The 21,023-nt window shown below is 65.9% G+C and carries 26 protein-coding genes; 3 read left to right on the forward strand and 23 right to left on the reverse strand.

The genetic code is table 11. From position 1 onward, the window contains the following. Window positions 1–77: 77 nt before the first annotated feature. Window positions 78–1,085 (reverse strand): phage late control D family protein, encoded by a 1,008-nt coding sequence (locus C6V82_RS04040; protein WP_102589579.1) that lies wholly within the window; start codon window positions 1,083–1,085, stop codon window positions 78–80. Continuing rightward, entirely contained in the window at window positions 1,082–1,525 is a 444-nt protein-coding gene (locus C6V82_RS04045; RefSeq protein ID WP_102589580.1) for a phage tail protein, read from the reverse strand. Before C6V82_RS04045 ends, C6V82_RS04040 begins: the two co-directional genes overlap by 4 nt. A 13-nt stretch (window positions 1,526–1,538) precedes the next feature. On the opposite strand from C6V82_RS04045, the gene C6V82_RS04050 reads away from it, so the two are divergent. Continuing rightward, window positions 1,539–1,934 carry a hypothetical protein gene (locus C6V82_RS04050; protein ID WP_146009697.1) on the forward strand — a complete coding sequence of 132 codons (396 nt, stop codon included), beginning with the start codon at window positions 1,539–1,541 and terminating at the stop codon, window positions 1,932–1,934. Here C6V82_RS04050 and C6V82_RS04055 read toward each other — a convergent pair whose 3' ends face one another. The 21 genes from C6V82_RS04055 to C6V82_RS04155 form a co-directional block, all read right to left on the reverse strand. Next, the gene (locus C6V82_RS04055) at window positions 1,935–4,244 is read right to left on the reverse strand and encodes a phage tail tape measure protein (RefSeq protein ID WP_102589582.1); all 2,310 of its coding nucleotides are present in this window, start codon (window positions 4,242–4,244) and stop codon (window positions 1,935–1,937) included. A gap of 12 nt (window positions 4,245–4,256) precedes the next feature. After that, entirely contained in the window at window positions 4,257–4,397 is a 141-nt protein-coding gene (locus C6V82_RS04060) for a GpE family phage tail protein (RefSeq protein WP_102589583.1), read from the reverse strand. Window positions 4,398–4,423: 26 nt separating this feature from the next. Beyond that, window positions 4,424–4,756 (reverse strand): phage tail assembly protein, encoded by a 333-nt coding sequence (locus C6V82_RS04065; protein ID WP_102589584.1) that lies wholly within the window; start codon window positions 4,754–4,756, stop codon window positions 4,424–4,426. 251 nt (window positions 4,757–5,007) lie between these two features. Further along, entirely contained in the window at window positions 5,008–5,517 is a 510-nt protein-coding gene (locus tag C6V82_RS04070) for a phage major tail tube protein (protein ID WP_102589585.1), read from the reverse strand. A 35-nt stretch (window positions 5,518–5,552) separates the two neighbouring features. After that, window positions 5,553–6,731, reverse strand: coding sequence for a phage tail sheath protein (locus C6V82_RS04075; protein ID WP_102589586.1), 1,179 nt, complete (start codon window positions 6,729–6,731; stop codon window positions 5,553–5,555). 850 nt (window positions 6,732–7,581) lie between these two features. After that, the gene (locus C6V82_RS04080; RefSeq protein ID WP_180978352.1) at window positions 7,582–8,190 is read right to left on the reverse strand and encodes a DUF4376 domain-containing protein; all 609 of its coding nucleotides are present in this window, start codon (window positions 8,188–8,190) and stop codon (window positions 7,582–7,584) included. Window positions 8,191–8,230: 40 nt separating this feature from the next. After that, complete coding sequence (locus tag C6V82_RS04085; RefSeq protein WP_102589588.1) at window positions 8,231–9,937, reverse strand: phage tail protein; 1,707 nt, start codon at window positions 9,935–9,937, stop codon at window positions 8,231–8,233. Window positions 9,938–9,948: 11 nt separating this feature from the next. Continuing rightward, the gene (locus C6V82_RS04090) at window positions 9,949–10,572 is read right to left on the reverse strand and encodes a phage tail protein I (protein WP_102589589.1); all 624 of its coding nucleotides are present in this window, start codon (window positions 10,570–10,572) and stop codon (window positions 9,949–9,951) included. After that, window positions 10,565–11,482, reverse strand: a complete 918-nt coding sequence (locus C6V82_RS04095) for a baseplate assembly protein (RefSeq protein ID WP_102589590.1) — start codon at window positions 11,480–11,482, stop codon at window positions 10,565–10,567. Before C6V82_RS04095 ends, C6V82_RS04090 begins: the two co-directional genes overlap by 8 nt. Further along, window positions 11,479–11,814, reverse strand: coding sequence for a GPW/gp25 family protein (locus C6V82_RS04100; RefSeq protein ID WP_102589591.1), 336 nt, complete (start codon window positions 11,812–11,814; stop codon window positions 11,479–11,481). The genes C6V82_RS04095 and C6V82_RS04100 overlap by 4 nt, the downstream gene beginning before the upstream one ends. Continuing rightward, complete coding sequence (locus C6V82_RS04105) at window positions 11,811–12,362, reverse strand: phage baseplate assembly protein V (RefSeq protein ID WP_102589592.1); 552 nt, start codon at window positions 12,360–12,362, stop codon at window positions 11,811–11,813. The genes C6V82_RS04100 and C6V82_RS04105 overlap by 4 nt, the downstream gene beginning before the upstream one ends. A 101-nt stretch (window positions 12,363–12,463) precedes the next feature. Continuing rightward, complete coding sequence (locus tag C6V82_RS04110; RefSeq protein WP_102589593.1) at window positions 12,464–12,922, reverse strand: phage virion morphogenesis protein; 459 nt, start codon at window positions 12,920–12,922, stop codon at window positions 12,464–12,466. 25 nt (window positions 12,923–12,947) lie between these two features. Then, window positions 12,948–13,430: a phage tail protein gene (locus C6V82_RS04115; protein WP_102589594.1), complete on the reverse strand. Its 483-nt coding sequence runs from the start codon at window positions 13,428–13,430 to the stop codon at window positions 12,948–12,950. Beyond that, window positions 13,427–13,864 carry a holin family protein gene (locus C6V82_RS04120; protein WP_102589595.1) on the reverse strand — a complete coding sequence of 146 codons (438 nt, stop codon included), beginning with the start codon at window positions 13,862–13,864 and terminating at the stop codon, window positions 13,427–13,429. The genes C6V82_RS04115 and C6V82_RS04120 overlap by 4 nt, the downstream gene beginning before the upstream one ends. Window positions 13,865–13,894: 30 nt before the next feature. Further along, window positions 13,895–14,254: a D-Ala-D-Ala carboxypeptidase family metallohydrolase gene (locus C6V82_RS04125; protein ID WP_102589596.1), complete on the reverse strand. Its 360-nt coding sequence runs from the start codon at window positions 14,252–14,254 to the stop codon at window positions 13,895–13,897. Further along, entirely contained in the window at window positions 14,251–14,553 is a 303-nt protein-coding gene (locus tag C6V82_RS04130; protein WP_102589597.1) for a hypothetical protein, read from the reverse strand. Before C6V82_RS04130 ends, C6V82_RS04125 begins: the two co-directional genes overlap by 4 nt. 12 nt (window positions 14,554–14,565) lie before the next feature. Next, entirely contained in the window at window positions 14,566–14,775 is a 210-nt protein-coding gene (locus C6V82_RS04135; protein WP_102589598.1) for a tail protein X, read from the reverse strand. A gap of 13 nt (window positions 14,776–14,788) precedes the next feature. Then, window positions 14,789–15,262 (reverse strand): head completion/stabilization protein, encoded by a 474-nt coding sequence (locus C6V82_RS04140; RefSeq protein ID WP_102589599.1) that lies wholly within the window; start codon window positions 15,260–15,262, stop codon window positions 14,789–14,791. Between the two features lie 130 nt (window positions 15,263–15,392). Beyond that, the gene (gene gpM, locus C6V82_RS04145) at window positions 15,393–16,103 is read right to left on the reverse strand and encodes a phage terminase small subunit (protein ID WP_102589600.1); all 711 of its coding nucleotides are present in this window, start codon (window positions 16,101–16,103) and stop codon (window positions 15,393–15,395) included. 3 nt (window positions 16,104–16,106) lie between these two features. After that, a complete protein-coding gene (locus tag C6V82_RS04150) occupies window positions 16,107–17,117 on the reverse strand; it encodes a phage major capsid protein, P2 family (protein ID WP_102589601.1) in 1,011 nt (336 codons plus the stop codon). A gap of 14 nt (window positions 17,118–17,131) precedes the next feature. Further along, window positions 17,132–18,007 (reverse strand): GPO family capsid scaffolding protein, encoded by an 876-nt coding sequence (locus C6V82_RS04155; protein WP_229843046.1) that lies wholly within the window; start codon window positions 18,005–18,007, stop codon window positions 17,132–17,134. 116 nt (window positions 18,008–18,123) lie between these two features. Here C6V82_RS04155 and C6V82_RS04160 point away from each other — a divergent pair, with 116 nt between their 5' ends. Together C6V82_RS04160 and C6V82_RS04165 are read left to right on the forward strand one after the other, a co-directional pair. Then, window positions 18,124–19,902: a terminase large subunit domain-containing protein gene (locus C6V82_RS04160; RefSeq protein WP_102589602.1), complete on the forward strand. Its 1,779-nt coding sequence runs from the start codon at window positions 18,124–18,126 to the stop codon at window positions 19,900–19,902. Continuing rightward, a complete protein-coding gene (locus C6V82_RS04165; protein ID WP_102589603.1) occupies window positions 19,899–20,981 on the forward strand; it encodes a phage portal protein in 1,083 nt (360 codons plus the stop codon). The genes C6V82_RS04160 and C6V82_RS04165 overlap by 4 nt, the downstream gene beginning before the upstream one ends. Window positions 20,982–21,023: the final 42 nt, after the last annotated feature.

The following is a 21,023-nucleotide window of genomic DNA, read 5'->3' on the forward strand; positions in this document are numbered from 1 at the left end:
GCTGGGCAAGTGTCATGAGCCATGGCCTACCGTTTGTGGGGGTTCCATCTTAGCAAGTTAGCATTTTCGAAGTGAGGTCAGGTCATGACCTCACAATGCACATTCGAGCTGAAGCCACTGTCGTTCAGCTCATGAACGGCCTCCGTGACCAGCCACGCCACAGCGTCGATCTCGGCCTTGAAGCCGGAAAGACGCACTGGCGTCTCGGGGTAGAGATTGGGGCAGCCTTGGGCCAGCGTCAACGAGCACTCGGCGCCGCCGCGCTGCAGGCGTTGCCACTCGCTGTTGGCGGCGCTCACCGCGTCGTCGCGGGTGGCGTAGGTGTGGCGCAGCCGCTTGACGTTCTCATCACTTCCGGCGATGACCTCGGCGCGTTCGGCGGCGTCCGGGTCGTGCCAGTAAGCGAGTACGCCGGTGAAGGCGTCGCGGTCGGATTCCACGTAGCGGTGGCTGTCGCCATGGTGGCGGCGCAGGGTGATCGGGGCGATGGCCTGGTCGCTGGCGGTGCTGCCTTGGCCTGCGGCCATGAACAGCAGGCGCCCGGCCTTGATGGTGGCGATGGCATCGAACTGTTCGGCCAGGCGGGTGAGGAAGTGCAGGTCGCTTTCGTCGGTTTGGTCGATGTGCTCGAGTATGACACCCCGGAGCGTGGCGCCAATGGCGGGCTCAAGGTCGTGGCGTCGGGCGATGGTCGTGACGATCTCACCGAGGGTGTGTGCGTGCCAGCTCTGGCTGCGTTTGCCGGGCAGCTCGCGGCGCATGTCGGCGCTGCGCGCGCGGATCACCACCACGTCGGGCGCGCCCGAATGCTCGACCTCGTCGACGATGAAGGTGCCGCGTTCGACCAGACCCTGGTGCTGCCAGCCCAGCGCCAGGGTCAGCTCGGCGCCGTGGCGCGGCAATGCCAGCCGGCCATCGTGGTCGGAGAGGGTGATATCGAGCTGGTCGGCCTCGAGGCCACGTCGGTCGGTCAGGCGCAGGCGCATCAGCCGTGCCTCGAGCTCGGGGCTGATCACTTGGCCGGCGAGTGTGATGCGGTACCTGGGGGCGTTGGCCGGGCGGGCCTGGTGGGCGGTGGGAATCATGCCAGCAGCCCCGTGGCCGAACGGGCCAGCGCCCCGGTAAGGCGGCCCAGCAGGTCGGCGCGGCCATCATCGACGCGCTGCAGGGTCAACGTGAAGCCAATGCGCTGGGCGCTGCCGTCATGCATCTGGTGGCTCTTTTTTTCGTTGAGCGATTCGATCACGTACAGCCCGTAGAAAGTGCCGTTACCTTCAATCAGCGGCCAGGCGGCGGCTTCGTCGGCCATGGCGCGTAGCTGGTCGAGATTCTGTTGGCCACCGGTGAAGTGGGGCAGCAGGGTGCCGGTGAGCGTGATGGTGTCATCACCGGGGCCAAGGTATTGTCGGGTGGGGCGGCGGCCTACCCGGCCTTGTCCCTCATGGCGCCAGGCGCTCTGGCGCTGCAGCTCCTGGTACGGGGCAGTGCCCAGGGCGAACACGAACATGCCATAAGCCATCATCATGGACGACCTCCTTATGAACGAAGTTAAGTTCCTGCTAGCTGCCTTGATGTTTGTGGCTCTGGTGACAGGCATTGGTGCATTGATTGACGACTGGATGTATCCCGTGCGGGTGGTTCAGAGTGGCAACCACGAACCCCTTTTTATCCTTCTTGGCTTGGTGCTGGGCTTTACGATGCGGACCAAGTCTGACGAAGACTCGATCAGCGCACTTATCTGTGCCATCGGGATGGCGCTTTTTGCACTTTTAGTTGGGGGGGTGGAAACAACTGGAGCAGGAAGCGCACCCGTGGGCTTTGTGCTGGCTACGGCGTTCTTTACCTGCATGTTGGGAACTGTGATCTTCCTGTTGCGAGCGTTGCGAGCTCGGGTCAGACACGAGAAAGCGGATGGTTCATCCAACGACCAGTAATCAGTCGACATCATAAAATGCACTCCTTTGCCGAGCAGTGGCGTCGCGCTCGGCCGTGGCCAGTGCCCGCTGTACCTCCGCGGCCACGTAGCGCGCCAGGGCTTGCTCGTCCATGCCGGGCGTTGCCTGAACGCTGATGTGGATTCCGCCATTCAGCGTCAGCCCGCCCCCGCTTGGTGAGGAGAGGGCCGGGCGGGTGTCGAAGCGTGGCCCGCCCAGCGGGTCGGCATCGGCGCTGGCGGCACCGGCCATGGCCGCCGCCCCGAGCACCAGGCCGCCGCCGGCATCGCGCAGGCGCTTGACCATGTGGCGGGTTTCGCTGGCCGGGTCATCCCGGTGGCGGCGGATGCCAAGACTCAGGCCATCGGTGACATCGTGGCCGATGTTGCGGAACACGCGAGACGGTGAGTGGGTGTCCAGTTCGTAGCGGGCGCGATGTTCGGTACCGGTGGCCAGCTCCTTGACGGCGCCCCAGGCATTACCGGCGCCATTCTTGATGCCGTCGCCCAGGCCCTTTGCCAGGTCGATGCCGGCATCCTTCATCCGCCCGGGCAGATTCTTCAGGTAGTCGATGGCCTGGTCCCACTTTTCCTTCAGCATGCCCTTGAGATCCCAGTCGGCGAGCATGGCTTTCACCGCCTCCAGGGCCGCACGCGGGGCGGCCTTGAACCACTCCCATGCCGCGCCGGCATCGGCCTTCAGGCTCTCCCAAAGGGCGGCGAACCTGGGGCCGATGGTTTCCCAGTGCTTCCACAGGTAGAGCGCGCCGGCGGCAACCGCTGCAATGCCGGCGACGATCCAGCCGATCGGGGTGGCGGCAAAGGCAACGGACAGCGCCTTCACCCCGGTGGCCACGGCGGGCAGGGTCTTGGCGAAGGCGAGCAGGGCGCCACCGGCCTTGACGATACCCACACCGAAACTGACGACCGAGAGCAGCGCCTTACTGGCGAACAGCCCGCCGGCAATCATCGCCAGGTTCTCGTAGCCACCCACCATGCCCGCCAGCTTCGAGACCACCTCGCCGATGCCGGTGGCCAACCGCGCGGTGCCCTTGGCCAGGTCGGTGATGATGGGGACGGCGGCCTTGAGGTTGTTGCCGAAGCTCTTGGCGAACTGCTTCACCTGGTCACGGTTCTCACGCATCCAGCCGGAGAGGTCGCCCATCAGCTCGGTGATGGCAGGCATGAGTTCAGCGCCGATGGTGTTCTTCATGCCGGCCATGCCGAGCTCGGCGTCGAGCATGGCATCCTTGAACACCTCGGCGTCGCGCGCGGCCTCGTCGCTGAGTACATAGCCGGTGGCGCGGGCATCCTTGCGCAGCGCCTCGAGGCCGCTGGAGCCGTCCTTCAGCATGTTGACCATGGCCACGCCCTCGCGGCCAAAGAACTGCGCGGCCAGGGCGACCTTGTCGGTGTGGCTTTCCACCTGGGCGAGACGGTCGGCGACGACACCGAGGGCCGCATCGGGGGTCAGCTCGGCGAGCTGGTTGGCGTCGAGCCCGAGCTGTTCATACGCCTTGGCGGCGGCGCCACTGCCCTGGCGAGCCTCTCCCAAGCGCTTGACGAAGCGTTCGGTGGAGCTGTCGAGCTTTTGTGAGCTGACGCCGGAGCGCTCGGCGGCGTAGCGCAGTTCCTGCAGGGCTCCGATGCCGATGCCCATCTTGTCAGCGCTCTTGGCGACGTTATCGCCCAGCCCGGCGGTGGAGTTGGCGATGCCGAAGATGCCGGCCGCGGCCGCACCTCCGGCGACCACGGCGCGGCGACCCAGCCGACCGATCTCACCGGTCATTCTGTTGAAGCGACCGGAGACGTCGGCGTCGCTTAAGCGTTGCAGGGCGTTGCGCTGGGCGTTGAGGCGCTCGGTGGTGGCGCGGATCTTGCGCTCCAGGGCTGCCTGCTGCTGGGAGAGGCCACGGGTACCGTCGGTGGCGCGGGGCAGCCCCTTGGCGAGCTCGCGCACCCGTTCGCGCTGGTCGCGGTATTCGCGGTTGAGCTTGTCGACGGCGGCCTGGGTCTTGGCCTGCTGGTTGGTCAGCCGTTTGGTGGGGCCGGTGGTGGCGTCGATTTCCTGGCTGACGCGGTCGAGCTCGGCGCGCTTCTCGCGAAGGGCATCGCGGGTGGCGTGGCTCTGGCGCGTGATGTCGCGGAAGGCCTGGATGCGCTTCTGCTGGTCGTTGAAGTCCTTGAGCTCGCCGCGCGTCTCGCGCATGGCGCGGCCCACGCCACGGCTGCCCTGCAGGATCTTCTTCAGCGGGCCGGTGGCCTTGTTGATGGCCTTGAGGGTGACGGAAAGATTCAGATCCTTGGCCATGCCGGCTCCTGGTTAGCGGCCCCGCTGCCCGTGGTGACGGGCAGGGGGCTCGAGGCGTTGGCGGGCGCGTTCTCGCCAGTCGGCGAGCTCCTCGAGGGGCATCGGGTCCATGTCGGCCGGCCCCCAGTGAAACGCCATGGCCAGATCCGCCATGGCGTCCTCGACCTGGTTGGGCAGGCTCAGCTCTCGGCGTCCGCCCGCATCCGCCTGGGCAGCAAAAAATTGCTCACCGCGTTACCCAACTGGACGAGATCGGCCGGGTCCATTGCGCGCAGTTCGGGCTCGGTAAGGGCGGGCTCGGTGATGCGCGGCAGCACCTTGGTCAGTGCCTGCACATCCATCTGCAGCAGGTCGGCGAGTGCCACGCCGCGAAGCGAGCCCGCCTTGGGCTTGCGCACGTGGATCTCGGTGACGGTCTGCTTGCCGCGTTGCAGCGGGGTATCCAGCTCGACGGTCTCAGTGGCGGTGCGTACCTGCTCGGTGGCTTGGGTTTCGGTGGCGTTTTCGTCCATGGGGTTGCGCTCCTAGTGGTGCGTTATTTAGTGATCAGCATGTGCCACGGGATATTGCCGATGAGGTAACCAACGGCGATGGTGAAAGCGACGGCCCAGATGGCCAGGAATCGCCAGCGTGAAAGCCCTTCGTGCATGGCTCGCAGCTCCCTGATGAACTTGCTAAGCTGTTCCACAGGTTCCCCCTAGCCCCTAGATAGGGTGAGAATCCAGAACGCCTCGCCGGCCCCCACCGGCGGGGCGTTCGTCGTTTATAGCCCCAGATTGCGGCGGCGCTCGGCGCGGCGATCGACGCCGCGCACGATGAACACATTGCCGGGCACGTCGATCTCGATCAGCGTTTCGCCGTCCACGACCAGCTTGTAATAGCTGCAGGTGGTGGTGACCTCGATGCTGTTGTTGTCGCCGGCGGTCACCTCGCCCATGCCGATGGTCTTGTGGCGGCCGCGCACGGTGACCTCGACGGGGATGGTCCCGCCGGTCTCGTCGGATTCATACGAGCCCGCGAAGCGCAGCAGGTTGGCATCGTGGAGGGGGGTGCCGTACTCGGTGAAGATCTCGGCGATGATGCCGGCGGCCTGCCAGGCGAACTCGATGACCTCCTGGCCCATGTCGAGCTCGACGCTGCCGTCCATGCCGCCGCCTCTGTATTCCTCCACGGCGCGGGCCAGCTCCGGCAGGGTGAGGCTGGGAATCTGACCCTGCCAATTGTTGCCATCGCCGAACAGGTTGAAGTCCTTCAGCTTGTGGGGAAGTGCCATGTTGGCTTGCTCCTAATCGTTGGGTTCCCGTCGCGTCAGGCGGCGGCGACGCGCTCGGCGAATTCGACCAGGTAACGGTCGGTGATGCGTTGCTGCAGCATCAGGTTTTCCAGCGGCGGTACCGGGGTGTAGTCGTAGTCGATGTAGAGCTTGCCGCTCTTGAGCACTTCGGGGCTGTTGAGCTCGGGATCGAACCAGGCGTTGCCGCCCAGCAAGTAGCCCAGGCGTACCCACTCGCGGAACTTGGCGTTGATGCCCTCGATGATGTCCTTCACCAGGCTGGGGTGCATGGGCTTGTCCACGGCCCACAAGTGCGCCTCGGCCATGGTGTCGGCGATCACCTGGGCGCTGCGGGTGTAGCTCTCGAAGGCGAACAATGGGTCGGCGCTGGTGGTTCGGCTCCCCCAGAAGCGGAAGCCATCGCGGCGGATCAACGTGGTCACGTCGGCGGCATTGAGCAGGCCGGCATCGGTAGCGGGGTCCTGGAGATCCCAGAACACGTCTTTCGAGATGCCGCTGACGTTGTTGACCGGCATGTTGGAAAGCGTCTTGTGCCAGCCGATCTGCTGGTCGAGCCGCGCGCGGTGGCCCAGCGCCTTGGCCACGGCGGAGATCGGGCGGGTCTCGCCGGCATCCACGTCGAAACCTTGGAACTCGGGCCAGATGACCATCGCTTCGCGGGCGCCGAAGTTCTCGCGGTATATCACCACCTCGTCGAGCGTCTCGCAGCCATGGGCGGACACATAGGCGAAGGCACGCAACTTTTGGGCGGCACCGATCAGCGCGGCGGCGACGTCTGCGGTGTCCAGCTCCGGCACGCCGAGAATGCGTGGCTTGACGCCAAAGCGCTGCTCGGCCGCCAGCAGCGCCTCGATGCCGGTCTTCTGGCCGCTGCCGGCGTCCACGCCGCCAATCAGGTTGGCGGTGGTGGCGGCTTCGTCGGCACCTTCCTCCACGCGAACCACCACGACCAGGGTGCGTGCCTCGGCGACGATGGCGGAGAGCGCGCGGGCCAGGGTGCCACCGGCTCCGGCGTTGCCAATAGCGGCGTAGAGATCGGTGACCAGCACCGGGGTGTCGAGCGGGAAAGCCTCGGTGTCGGCGTCGGGCGCGGTGGCCACCAGGCCGATCACCGCCGTCGAGACGGTGCGAATCGGCCGGGTGCCCTCGTTGATTTCGACGACGCGCACGCCGTGGTGGTAGTCCTGGGCCATGGGGAGCTCCTGCGCAGGGTGATCGGATGTCGATGCATGACGTGCTGCCATGCTTGCGCGCGCAGACGTGGGGCTCTAGCGGTGGACGTTGTGGATGGGCAAGAGACAACCGAACGCGGTAGGCTGGGGGAATTGCGAACAGGGAGGTTGTATGCATCGAGTTCTGTACAAGCACTTGCCGAGTCGTTTTGCAGATGGGTTAATAGCCAGAGGTGAAGTGAGAGTTGGCACACTTTACGAATATCGAGACGATGAAAAGCATGGTGAGGGTGTGCTTGATCGGCTAGAGGGTAAGCGAGAGACCTTTTTAGACGTCGATTATATGAGCCTTAATGGTGAGAATGATCACCCATTCGTTAGAGAGTTTATAGGGGTTGGAGAAGGGAGCTCAGTCGTCTTGCAAGATGTGAGTTTCCATAAAACTCATAACTCACCAGATTGTTGGTTGTACTGTGTATCTACTTCCGATGACGAGGTGGTAGGGGCCAATCTTTCAGATGACTATGATGCATGTGTAAGAATTGATGATCCATATTTATTCATGTTGGCTTTAGGAAGGTTTTTTACTCAACCTCTTCAACCTTTGACCTTTTGCATGGGGTGGTGGCAGTGCCAATATATTGGAAGAAAAGTAGAGTATGAGAATAGGGTTCATCCTGTTATGCTGAAGGAGAGTTGCTTCTCCCACCAGCAAGAGTCTCGGGCTATTTTTTTTCCAATAAATTGGAAGCCTGAGCCTATAATTGTGCAGATTCCTGAGTTGACGCAGTACGTCACTAGGTTGCGCTAGTTTTTTGACAAATAAAACGCCCGCCATTTGGCGGGCGCTTTTCTCCCTGGATGGGTGCTCCTACCACACCACCGCTTCGATCCCTTCCCGATCCTCGGCTGCGAGCGCGGCGTCGATGGCGTCCTTGCGTGCCCAGCTGCGCTGAAAGATCTCCTCGAGGTGCCCCAGGGCGGCCATCGTCAGGGTGTCCATCTGTTCGGCGGTGAGTTCGCGGTTGATGTTGGAGGCACCACGGAAACTGAGTGTGGCCTCGGGTTGGCCGGCGGTGATCAGCCGTTGCGCCTTCGCGGAAAGCCCTAGCAGGTTGATCTGGTCCTGGGGGCGGGTCTGGATCACGTCCTTCTCGCCGTCGAAGTCGTACTCGAGGCCGGCGGCGAAGGCGCTGTCGCGCGCGTCATCGATCTCGCCGCGCTTGCGCTTGGCCAGCTCCGGCAGGGCTGGGGGTGGAATGGGTACCCAGGTGGGCATGCCATTCTCATCGGCACCGCGCTGCATGCCCTCGGGGGGCTCGCTCTGGCCGTAGGTCTGCCAATCCTCGTCACTGACTTCGACGGCATCGTCCGGCCAACGCCCGTTGGCCTGGTACTGCTCGCGCAGTGCCGCCGGGTAGAAGTGGGTGCGGCTGGCACTGAAGTACATCGACACGTCTTGCAGGGAATCGTCTTGCATGAACATGGCGCTCCTGTGGGTGGGTCCTATCGCCGATGGCTCAATAGCCGATGGCGAACCATTGAACGCTAATGAGGCTGGGGCCGCTGTAACCGTTCGCCAGGAAGTAGCAACCGTTGTCTGTTTCCCCCCGGTGGGAAATGTTCGCCCGATACGTACCGCTGTGATTGGCGGTGATCACTAGCACCCGGTTGGGAAAGGGAATCGGGAAGCTCGTCCACTCATCGACGCGGGAGGGATCTGCGGCGCTGGTCCGTCCCCATTGCAGGATCAGCGGCCGTGGAATGGTGGCGGCGCCGCTGACGAATACACCGGGGAGCATCTGGTAGCCATTGGTGGCCAGTGAACGGCGACTCCCCATGAATACTTCGGTGAGCAGCCGGGGCGTGATCACCCCGGTGGTATTGGTGCCGGCGCGGACCTCGGCGGGAGTGGCGACGCGCAGCTCATGGGAATGCCCGGACCCGCTGAAACCATTGTTGCTGCCGGCATAGATGGTGCGCGGCGTGCCGAGATTGAGGGTGCGGTTGGCACCGAGCGTGCCGCCACCGGTGAGGCCGTTACCGGCGATGATCTGGGTGTTAGTGCGCGCCACGCTGCTATCGACCTTCAAGCTGCGATTGGTGGTGAAATCGCCGCCACCGCTGAGTCCGTCGCCGGCGACGATGGCGCGCTGCGGCGGCACCGAGTTGGCCGGGTCGGCGGGCATGCGCCAGTCGGGCCAGGCACCGGTGGTGCGGGTTCGGTAGTAGAGCTGCCCCGTCAATTCGGCGAACAGCAACTGCGCCTCACCACCGCTCGCGCCACGCCGCAGCCATACCACATGGCCGTTGGTGCTCATCTCGGTGCCCAGGTGGACCGGGGTGCCGCTGGTGTTGGTGTAGACCTTGTACAGGCCACTGGGCACCGTGCCATCCACGGTGGAAAGGTCGTTGCCCGGCACGCCTTGGGTGACGCCGCCGATCCCGAACTGGTTGAACGCCTGGTGCACGCGCAGGGCGCTCATCAACCGCGTGGCATCGCTGCCGGCTTCGGCTTGCCCCTTCGTTGCCATCGCCAGTTGGTGGGTGTGCGATTCGGACGTGGACTGATTGGTGCTACCGCCACTCAGCGTGGCGGGCGCGCCCAGGCGGAACAGGTCGATGGCTTGGCGCACGCGCAGCGGCGTCATGGCCCGGGTGTTGTCGCTGCCGGCTTCGGCCTGGGCTTTCGTGGCGCGCTGGATCATGCCCTGGGCGGCTTCCGTGGCGCCGGGGTGGTCGCGGCTGGCGGCGTGGGCGGCGATGCGCTCCTCGAGCAGCTGCCGCGTGGCCAGCACGATGGAAGGGTCGACGGTGAGGGTCACGGCGGCGGTGTCGCTGACCTGCATGATGATGCGCACTGTCTGGGTGCGGCCGCTGCCCTCGGCAAGCAGTGGCTTGTAGCTTTCCGGGTAGTTGCCGTAGACGATCAGCTCGCCCTCGGTGTCGTAGACACCGACCTCGCGGATCGTCCAGCCGCCGATCTCGGGCGGCAGCACGGTCTCGACGATCAGCCAGTTAGGGTTGTCGGCGTCGACCGCGATGTGGTTGATCGGCGCGCGATGCACTTCGTCGATCAGCGCAGTGCGCGAGGCTTCCGGGGTCGGCAGGCTGCCGCCGCCATCGCCCACCGCGACGCTTCCAAGCTCGATGCTTTCATTGTTGGCAAGGGCAGCGGCGAGCTTGGCTTGCCCGGTATCGGTGATCAGGGTGTAGAACTCGGCCATGGGGGCTCCTGCTAACGGGGGTAAACGGTGGTGATGTCGACGACATCCATGCCGCTGGCGGTGAACACGCTGCCGGCGACCTGGTACTCGGGCATGTGTGGATAAACGAGGGTGGCGTCGCCGTCCTGGGTGTTGGCGGCTGCCCAGGCGGTGCCGTATACCTCGGTGATGATGTCGAGCCCGGTCAGGTGCCGGGTCACCGGGCGCGCGTCATCGATCAGCCGCACCAGATCGTCGTAGCCGGATTCGCTGATGCCGTTGCCGGTGAGCACGCGCAGCCACCAGGTACCGGGGGTCTCGGGTGGGGTGACCTGCCACCACTCGGTGACCTGTTCGATCTGGTGGCCGAGCAGCTCGATCACCCGGCGCACGGCGGCGTGGGTGCCTTTCTTGCGATGGACGTACCAGCTGTCGGCAATGGCCTGGCGTTTGCGCGCGGCGGGCCACGCCGGGTCCCAGTGCTCGACGGAAAACGCCCAGGCCAGGTAGGGCAGCAGGTGGGCCGGGCAGGTATGGGGGTTCCATAGCGTGCGCAGGGGAATCGGCACGCGTTGGATGCCGGCCAGGGCTCGAGCGGTGTGGCGCTCCAGCGGGGTGCGATTGGGGGGCAGCAGATCGCGCGGCCGATCAGCCATCGTAGACCTCGATGCCGAGCGTGATGCCCGTGCAGTGGCCCGACTGGGTCGGGTCCAACGGCAGATCCTCCGCCGGTTGCGCGATGCCGACATGGTGCACGCCTTCGACGTGCAGCGCGGCATAGATGGCGGAGCGGCGGATGTCGCGGCCCAGGCGGCGCTGTTCGGTGATATAGCGTCGGATGGAGGCATCGGCGGCGGCCAGAATCGGTTCCTGCTCGGGGCCGGGGGGAACGAACAGGGTGGCCTTGATCCGGTAGGGGATGATGTGGGCGGACTGCACGGTGAGCCGGTCGGCCACCGGGCGCACGTCCTCGGCGGAAAGCGTGGCATCCACTCGGTTCAGCAGCGCGGGGCTTGCGCTGCCGTCGCCGTCCACCGAAAGCACGGTGACCACCGCTACCGCCGGCGACGGGCTGATCGCGGTGGCGTCGGCGACCTGGCCATCGGCGGAGAGTGCGTGGAACACGTAGGCCGCGCGGGGGCCGGCAACGCTGAGCCCTTCCCAGGCCTGTTGAGCTCGGATGCGCAGCTGGGTGTCGCTCTCCATCACCGGTGGCACCGGGGGAATCGCCGACGGGTCGCCGGGCTCGATCTCCAGGCGCGCGACGTTGTAGTTGGCGACCAACTGGTCGAGATCGGCCCCTCGGCTGTGGGCCAGCATCAGCGCGAGGGCGGCTTCGTTGACACGCTGACGCCACACCAACTCGCGATAGGCGTTTTCCTGCAGCAACTTGGTGAGTGGCTCGGATTCCAGCGCCAGGGTGGCGGCGACGTCGTCGCGCTGCTCGGGGTCGATGAGTTCGAGCAGTGCGGCCTTGCGCTCGGCGAGGATCGCCTCGTACTCGAGCGGCTCGACGATGTCCGGGGCCGGCAACTGGGAAAGGTCGATGGGGCCGACGAGTTTCATACGGGTACCTGGAGGGTGAGCGGCTCACCGCCCAGCGTCTGGGCGTCGATCTCGAGCACGGCGGCGCCTGGCTGGGTGGTGCTGACGTTGCGCCGAATGGCGGTCACGCGAATGCGCGGTTCCCAACGAATCAGCGCCATGATGCTGGCCGAGTAGGCTTGCAGCAGGGTGGCGTCGTTGAGTGGCTGGTCGATCAGTTCGGGCAGCAGGCTGCCGTACTCGCGGCGCATCACGCGCGTGCCCAGCGGCGTGGTGAGAATGTCGCGCACGCTCTGCTGGATGTGCTCGATGCCGGCGAGTTGGCGACCGGTGGTGGCGTTCATGCCGGTCATACGGGTTCCCCTGTGTTGCTCGGGCCGCTGGTGATGCCGCTGTGCCGGTGGGTGTCACCGACGTTTTTCCCGTTATGCGTGAGGCTGTCGCCGTTGATCGCGACGTTGCCGTTGATCACGGCATCGGCGTTCAGCGTCACGCCGGCGGCGGCGGAGATCTCGGCGCTGCCGGGCAGGCTGGCTCGCAGGTGGTTGGCGGCGTGGTCGTACTCGAGCACCGCGCCGTCGGGCATCACCGCACGGAAGACATCGGCGGATGCCGAGGGGGCCGGGTACTGGGCGCGATACAGGCCGGTCAGCACCACGGCAGCCGAGAGGTCGCCGCCAGGCGAGAACACCACGACCTGCTCGCCGACGGTGGGCGGGTTCCAGGTGCGGGTGGTGCCGGCTCGGCCATCGATCCAAGCAAGCCAGCCGGTGGCGAGTTCGCCCATGGCCACGCGCACGCGCGCGCTGTTGTGGTCCACCTCGGCGATGGTGCCCAGGCGGACCAGGTTGTGGATCAGGCGCAGCAGCTCGGCGGCGCTATGCAGGGGGCGTTGATTCATGCGGCCATCCTTGCCCGTGGGCGAGGATGGCTCTAGCGGGGGGCGTTGTGAATGCGAGGGCTACAACGCATCACCTACAACGCCGCACCACGATCCCGAACCTATGTTGCCGAACCCAAGCGGTCGAGGATCATGTCGCGCACCACGGCGCGGTCAGCATCGCTGTAGCCCAGCAGGCGGCGCTCGGGGTAGTCATACCAGGGGCCGTTGCGGTCGACCTTGGCGCGCAGGCCTTCCTGGTGCACTCGAGCGATGCGCGAGACGCGCCCGAAGAAGCCGATCCGGGCGGCATCGCCCTGGCCGCTGGCCTTCAGGTACTTGGCCTGGCGGATCTTGGTGAACATGGCCCCGCGGCGAATGGCCCCGGCCTGTGCACGGGCCTGGGGCTTGCGCGGGGCGAAGGGCTTGCCGTCGGGGTTTTGCTGGGCCTTGATGCGACCGGCCTGACGCTTGCGCAGTTCGCGGGCGATGTCGCGGCCCAGTTTGCGGCGCTCGGCTGGCTGCATCCGCTCGAGCAGCGGTGCGGCCCAGTTCTCCAGAGCGTCGAGATCGTCGTTCATGCTTCGCCTCCCTTATGCGCCCCACTCACTCGCCCCATTCGGCGGCGAGGGTGTAGGTATCGTCGGCCTCGGCATCGCGGATATACAGCTGCCAGTGCCCGGCGGCGCAGGGGTCGATGGGAAACTCCGGCATACGGTGGTCGACGTGGATGGTGCCGGCGTCGCAGTCCACCAGGGCGACGACACGCTCGGTTAGGGTGACGTCGATGGCGAGATCCCAGGCGCGGTTATGCAGCAGCTCGGCCTGAAACGTCACGGCCTCGCTGGGGTCGAGATTGGGCTGGTAGCGGGAGAGCCACTGCAGCAGCGGGATCATCACGGTATCGAGCTCGCCGATGTGGTCGGTGAGCACCACGCGCACCGGTACCTGGTACTCGTGGGAGAGGTGGGCGCCGCGATGGAATTCGACCCGGCCATCCTCGATGAAGGTGAGCAGCCGGTCGGGATTGCGCTTGAGATCGGGGATACGCTCGATCAGGTAGGCGCGAAGAGAGGCGAGCTTGTTCATCGGGTATCGGCCTCATCGAGAAAGCCCGTGCGCCTGCCCGTGAGGGTACCAGCGATCTTCTCGCCGCTACGCCCGGCGATGTAGCCGCCCACGCCGAGGGTCATCAGATTCCACAGCGCCTCGGGAAGCTCCAGGTGCAGGCCGACGCCGAACATGGCACCCAGGTAGGGCGCGATCAGGTAGTTGTTGGCGACGATGGCGACGATCGTAAGCATCAGGATCGGCCGCCAGTTGCGCTGCGGCCAACTCTCGCCGGTGGCTTCGGCCAGCACCACCTGCATCCGCGCCTTGAGGCCGGCATCCTGCTGGTCGATCAGGCGGCGCTTGAGTTCTGCCTTGAGCCGGGCGGCCTGGTCCTTGTCCTCGACGGCCTTGTCGATCACCTCGAACACCGGGCCGGCCACGGTACCGAGGATGTTGCCGATCAGGTTCATACACGTGCTCCAGGGCGCTGTTGTGGGGCATCACCAGCGGGCTGGCGTGCCGCTGCGCGTGTCGAGGTGGGTAAAGGTTGAGTAGCGGCCAACGCTTGCATGCGGTTCGTTGGCGATGAGCCACAATTGAACCTCGGCGGGGTTGATGTCACGCACCTGGATATCGGCGGCGCGGCCCCGCAAATGCTGGCTGTTCGGGGCGCCGCCGACCCGCGCGTTGTGGCGTGGGCAGCGGCAGCCGCTGGTGATGGTCACGGGCTTGCCGAAGTGCTTGCGCAGGCGTTCGAGCACCGCGAGGGTGTCGCTGTCGACGGTGTCGAAACCGCACCCGCAACTGCAGGCGAATTCATGGCGCTGGAAGTGTGGGGAGACGTGGACGGCGGTTTTCATCGGTTGCTCTCCAGTTCGCTGACGCGCTCGTCGAGCTGGTCGACGCTGCGTTGCAGGCTGCCGATCTCTCGGTTGGCATCGCTCTTGCGATAGTAGAGGTCGCTCCAGTCGCGTAGATCGCGGCGCAGGCTTTCGATCTGCTCGCCTTGGTAGACGAGGCGTTCGCGCAGTACGGCGGTGTGCTCGCCGAGTGTGACGAGCTTGAGCCCCGCCCAGGCGAGCAGGGCGACCAGGGTGAGCTGGATGCCGGTCTGCAGGTGACGTTCGAATACATTGGGTTTCACGGTGGTCTCCGCCATGCGGTCCTCTTGTCAGGTCCAGAGTTGGACGGTGTCGACCACGGCGGGCGTGCGCTGCTCTTCGGGCAGTGTGACCAGGGTGCCGTGGGGCAGGATGGGGCCTAGCTCGGCGAGCCCCGGATTCATGTCGAGGGCCTGTTCGGTCACGCCGTCGGTGCGACCGAGCACGCGATAACAGAGGGCGTCCAGGGTGTCGCCCTGGTGGGCGCGGGCGTGTGGCATCGTTCGGCGCTCCTCAAATCAGCTCGACGGTGGTGTGGTTGTGGCCGGTGATCTCGCTGACCGCCCAGCGGGCGTCGCGGCGGAAGTCGTCGGCGGCGAGATCCTTGGCTTCGCCGCGCTCGTCGCCTTCACCGGTGGCGCTGTAGTCGCGGTAGCGCTCGAGCAGGCTGGCCATGGCGGTGGCGTAGACGGCGCGACGGTAGAGCAGGGGGTAGGCGTCGGGCAGTTGCCAGCTGGGCGCGGCGACATCCTCGACACTGGTGGCACCTTCGTCCTGGCGGGTGGCCTGCCAGCCGGCGAGCTGGCGGTTGACGTCGGCCAGCGCCACGCGCAGGGCATGCTCGACGCGTGAGGCGGTAACGCTGCCATCGATTCGCTCGGCATCTCGGAAGGCGGCCGGGTCGATCTCGGGCCAGAAGCCGTTGTTCTGGATAATGGCCGGCGCTTGGGTGGTCTCGCCGGTGCCGTAGGCGATCAGTGACGACATGGCCGGGCCTCAAGTTGGAAGAAGCGGGTGGAACGATTGGGTGGAGGAAGGGGGTGGGCCGAGATCGACGAGATGGGACCGTGGTCCGCTCTCCCTCGGCGCCCCCTTGGCGTCGGCGTGCGACTCGGTATCAGCCCTGGGCCGGTTGGCCCTGGGCGGCGTTCTGGGGTTGCTGCTTGAGCTCGCGCTCGAGCTTCTCGATGTCCTTCTTGACGCCAACGCGATCGTTCAGCTGCAGGGCGCGGCGCAGGTGCTCCAGGGCATCCTCCCGGCTGCCGGATTCACGATGGGCGTAGCCCAGTGCCTTGTGCAGCTTGGCGCGGATCTGGTCGTGCATGTCGGCGTCGGCGGTCAGGGCCTCGGCACGGCTCAGGTGCATGACCAGCTCGGCGGCGACCTTGGCCAGCGCCTCGGCGTCGGTGGCCTCGAGGCGGGCCAGTGCCTCCTCGGCGGTTTGCTCGGCAACGATCGAGGCGGTGTCGCGCTCGAAGCGGTCGGGGGTGTCCAGGCCGTGGCGCAGGGCGTACTCGGCGACTTCGATGCCGCCTTCGAGGTCACCGACATCCAGGCGCCACAGCATCACGGTCATCAGTACGTCATCCTGGGCACCCTGGCCGCCCTCGAGCACACCGGCCACGTAGGCCGCGAACTCGGGCAGCAGCTCGCGCTTCCTGGCGACCTTGGCCTCCAGCGACTTGATGTTCTTGAGCGTGCGGCGGGCTTCCCAGAGCGCGGCGGCGTGCAGCTCGTACTGCTCGCCGGTCTGCGGCGAACGGGGGCCGGCGAGCCCCGCCGCCTGGGCGGCGGTGGCGCGCTGGTAGTGCTTGCGGGCAAGGCTCATGGCTTACTCCTGGAAGGCGATGTTTTCGACCAGACAGCCGAACCCGTAGTCCTCGACGACATAGGCGTCGTTGGAGGACTCGTAGTTCTCGATTCGGTTGCGCTTGGGGTTGTCGATCAGGTAGCGGCGCCGGCTTCCGCGCTGCCAGTACATGGAGAGGTTCTCCAGGCTGGTGATCAGCATGCTGCCATCCGGCACGAAGGGCACGCGCACGGCGCCGAGGCCGCCCACCCGCTTCTGGCTGATGATCATGTCGAGGGCGCGTGCCTCGGTGGGGGTCTCGCCGTGCTGCTGGATCAACGGGAAATACTTATCCGCCAGCATCTTGCGGCCCATGATCGCGACCAGCGTGGTGTCCTCGCGGTGCCAGGGGTCGATCAGCTCGTTGACGGCGTCGAACACCAGGGCGTCGAGGTTCTTGTAATCGCCCGTTTCGCCGATGGTGATGGTGCCGGCCGCCGCCCCGTCGCTCAGCACGCGCGCCGGGGCATGGTCGCGGTATTTCTGCAACCAGCCGATGTTGACGTCCTGCAGCAACGGGTTGGCGACCCGGTCGGTCTCGACAGCCGCCGAGGTGCCGTTGAAGCCGATCATGATGCGGTCAAGCGCCTGCTGGCGAACCACGGCATTACGCACGCGAATCTGGAAATCGCGAAAGCGTGCCCAGGCATCGAGCTTGGCCCAGCTGATGTAGGTGTCGTACTCGGTCGAAACGCACTCATAGCTCTGGTCGGTGAGGCTGGAGACGTCGCGGGGCGCGCGGTCGTTCTGGGTGACATCTGTACGACCGGCAATCGGGCCGGTGACGCCCAGGCCGACTTTCTGGCCCTTGAGCTCGTCGACACCGACCACGTTGATGCGGCCGAGGAACTCGCTCGATTCCTGGATGCGCGATTCCAGGGTCTGTTGCACCGAAGGTTCGACGTTGAATTGCTCGGCGGCGCTGTCGACGCCGGAGAGCTGGGCGATGCGGTCGCGCAGGGCGTTGAAGTTCTTGCGGGTATCGTTACGCATGGGCGGCGGTCCTGTCAGCAGTCGGAGATTACGGTGTCACCGCCGCCAAGCGCGGGGGCACGGGGTGGGGTGGTCGGTTCGTTGTCGAGCCGGGTGTAGAGCTCGTCGAGCCGGGCCTGGGTGGCGGCGTGGGCGTCTCGGAGCTCGTTGAAGACGGTGGAACTGGGCAGCGCTTCGAGCTGGGCGGCCAGGGCCTGGTGCTTCTGCACGAACAGCTCGAGGGTCTGCTCGAGCTCGGTGCGAAAGGCGGCGAATCCGGCATCCGTCTTGGCGTCGTGCTTCTTGAACAGCGCCTTGACCCGCTCCGAGAGGGAGGGGCCTTTGTCGGCCGGCGGGGTGTCGCTTGCTTCGGAGAAGTCGAGCTCGGTCTCGATGGCGGCGGTGAACACGTTGTGCGCCGTCTGCTTGCGTGCGGCCAGCGGGGAGGCGTGGCCCTGCTGGGCGCTGAACTGCAGCATCTCGGTACCCAGGCTCGCCGGGCTGTCGGTGACCGCCAGGCCCACCAGGTAGGCTTCGCCGCTGTCGGCAAACTCGGGGTCGACTTCGATGGAGGTGTAAACCTTCTGACGCTCGGCGTTGATCTGCTTGAGCCGGTCGGTGGGGTCGATCTCGGCGAACAGGGCCAACTTGCCGTCGACCTCGCGCGCCTCGAGCTTGGTCACGTCGCCGAGCGCCGGGAAGGGGCCATCGGCGAACATGCCGCGCATGTGCTCCATCCACACGCGGGCACCGTACTTGGCGGGGTCGAAGTTCTTGGCCATCTGCTCGATCCACTCGCGTGAGATCTTGCGGCCGTCGGTGGTGGCGCCTTCGGTGGCGATCCGGAACATGGCGGGGGCCTCTGCTGGTTGCTCGGCAATACGTTGGCGATAGGGGCGGTGGTCATTCATCGAATGCCGTCAGGTTCCGCGTGCATGCCTGACGCCTCAACGCTTTGCCGTTGTAAGCGGGGCATCCACAACGCCGCCGACCGGGAGCGCTTCGCGTGCGCGGTTAGGCTGGCGGCATGACGACGATGCCTCCCGATACCCTCGATTCCCCGCGCGTGACCGCCCGCCACCTGTACTGGCAAGGGTGGCGCGTGGCGCGTATCGCCGAGCACCTGGGCGAGAAGCCAGCCACCGTGCACAGCTGGAAACAGCGCGATGGCTGGGCAGACGCCTCGCCAAGCCAACGGGTGGAGGGCGCGCTCGAGGCACGCCTGGTGCAGCTGATCGGCAAGGAGGCGAAGGAAGGGCGCGACTTCAAGGAGATCGACCTGCTGGGCCGGCAGATCGAGCGCCTGGCGCGGGTGCACAAGTACCAGGACACAGGTCGCGAGGCGGATCTCAATCCCAACATCGAGGCGCGCAACGCGGCGCCGAGGAAGCGCAAGCAGCGCCGCAACCACCTCGACGAGGAGCAAGTCGAGGCACTGGAAACGGCCTTCCTGGAGTCGCTGTTCGACTACCAGGCCGAGTGGCATGACGCCGGCCTGAAGCACCGCATCCGCAACATCCTCAAGAGCCGGCAGATCGGCGCGACCTGGTATTTCGCCCGCGAGGCGATCGTCGATGCCGTCAAGACGGGCCGTAACAAGATATTCCTCTCGGCCTCGAAGGCGCAGGCGCACATCTTCAAGAACTACATCATCCAGTTCGTGAAGGAGGTGACCGACGTCGAGCTCAAGGGCGATCCCCTGGTGCTCGATAACGGCGCCGAACTGCACTTCCTTGGCACCAATTCCAAGACCGCCCAGGGCTACCACGGCGACGTCTATCTCGATGAGTATTTCTGGATCGGGCGCTTCGCCGAGTTCCGCAAGGTCACCAGCGGCATGGCGATGCACAAGAAGTGGCGCCAGACCTACTTCTCAACACCCTCGAGCATCGGGCACGAGGCTTACCCGTTCTGGAACGGCGAGATGTTCAACAAGCGCCGGGCGAAGAAAGACCGCGCTGTGTTCGACGTCTCCCATGCGGCGCTGGCGAGCGGTGAGGTCTGCCCCGATGGCCAGTGGCGCCAGATCGTCACGGTGGAAGACGCCATCGCCGGCGGCTGCGATCTCTTCGACCTCGAGCAGCTGCGCCTCGAGTACAGCGAGGACGAGTTCGCCAACCTGCTGATGTGCCAGTTCGTCGATGACAGCCAGAGCGCCTTTCCGCTGGCGATGGTGCACCCGTGCATGGTCGACAGCTGGGAGGTGTGGGACGACTACCGGCCCTTCGCGCCGCGCCCGGTGGGCGAGCGCGGGGTGTGGATCGGCTACGACCCGACCGGTACCGGCGCGGATGGCGACGGCGCCGGCCTGGTGGTGGTGCTGCCCTCGCGTAGTGCCGACGAGCCGCACCGGGTGCTGGAGCGCCACCGTCTCAAGGGCGAGGACTACGAGGCCCAGGCGGCGTTCATCCGCAGCTTCGAGACGCGCTACCAGATCGACCACATCGGTATCGATGTCAGCGGGCTGGGCGAGGCGGTGGCCGAGCACGTCGAGAAGTGGTTCCCCACCGTGGCGCGCTACCAGTACAGCGTCGACGTGAAGAGCCGCATGGTCATGCAGGCGCAGCAGATCATGCGCAAGGGCCGCCTCGAGTTCGACGCCGGTTGGACGGATCTCGCCCAGTCGTTCATGGCCATCAAGCGCGAGCTGACCGCCTCGGGCCGCCAGTTCACCTACACCAGCGGGCGCAGCCAGGCGACCGGCCATGCCGACCTGGCCTGGGCCACCATGCATGCCCTGCACCACGAGCCAATCGACGGCCCGGCGGAGGACGCCGGGCGATCCATGATGGAGATGTTCGAATGAATGACACCGCCAAGCCCCGCATCCGCGTGCCCGCCTACCAGGTCAGCGAGGGGGCGGCCGCAAAGGCGCCCACCGAGACGGGGCGTGCCGAGGCGTTCAGCTTCGGCGATCCCGAGCCGGTCACATCGATGCGGGATTTCTTCTACGAGGGGCTGTGGCTGTCTGCCGACGAGTGGTACGAGCCGCCGATCCCGTTGGACGTGCTGGCCAAGAGCTACCGGGCGACGGCTCACCACGGCAGTGCTTTGCAGGTGAAACGCAATATCCTGCTTCGCACATTCCTGCCTCACCCGCTACTGGGACGCCAGGCGTTCAGCGGCCTGGCCCTCGACTACCTGGTGTTCGGCAACGCCTACCTGGAAGAGGTCAGGGGCCGGCTGGGTAAGCGGCTACCGTTCCGCCACCTGCTCGCCCGCTACGTGCGTCGTGGCGGCCTAAATGCCGACCGCTATTGGTGGGTACCCAATTACCAGGATCGTCAGGAACTGCCGGCAGGGCGGGTGATCCACCTGCTCGAGCCCGATATCGACCAGTGCATCTACGGCGTGCCCGACTACATCGGCAGCCTGCAGTCGGCGTGGCTCAACGAGAGCGCCACGCTGTTCCGCCGGCGCTACTACCTCAATGGCAGCCATGCCGGGTTCATCATGTACGTCAACGACGCCGCCCATAACAAGCAGGACATCGACGCCATGCGCCAGGCGCTCAAGGACTCGAAAGGCCCCGGCAACTTCCGCAACCTGTTCCTTTACTCGCCAGGCGGCAAGAAGGACGGGGTGCAGGTGATCCCGGTCAGTGAGGTCGCGTCGAAAGACGATTTCTGGAACATCAAGAACATCACCCGCGACGACCAGTTGGCCGGCCACCGCATCCCCCCGCAGCTGATGGGCATCATCCCCGAGAACGCCGGCGGGTTTGGCGACGTCGAGAAGGCGGCCAGGGTGTTCGTGGCCAATGAGCTCGAGCCGCTGCAGGCCACCATGCGCGAGATCAACGAGCGGATAGGCGAAGAGATCGTCCGCTTCCGGCCCTACTCGCTGGATGGCGACACCGGCTCAGGGCTCGACCCGACTCGGTAACGTCCGCCGGCGCGCTAACCCCGCTCACAAGAGGCCGCCCAA

The sequence above is a fragment of the Halomonas urumqiensis genome (genome assembly GCF_003028575.1).
In the GTDB taxonomy this organism is placed as follows: domain Bacteria; phylum Pseudomonadota; class Gammaproteobacteria; order Pseudomonadales; family Halomonadaceae; genus Halomonas; species Halomonas urumqiensis.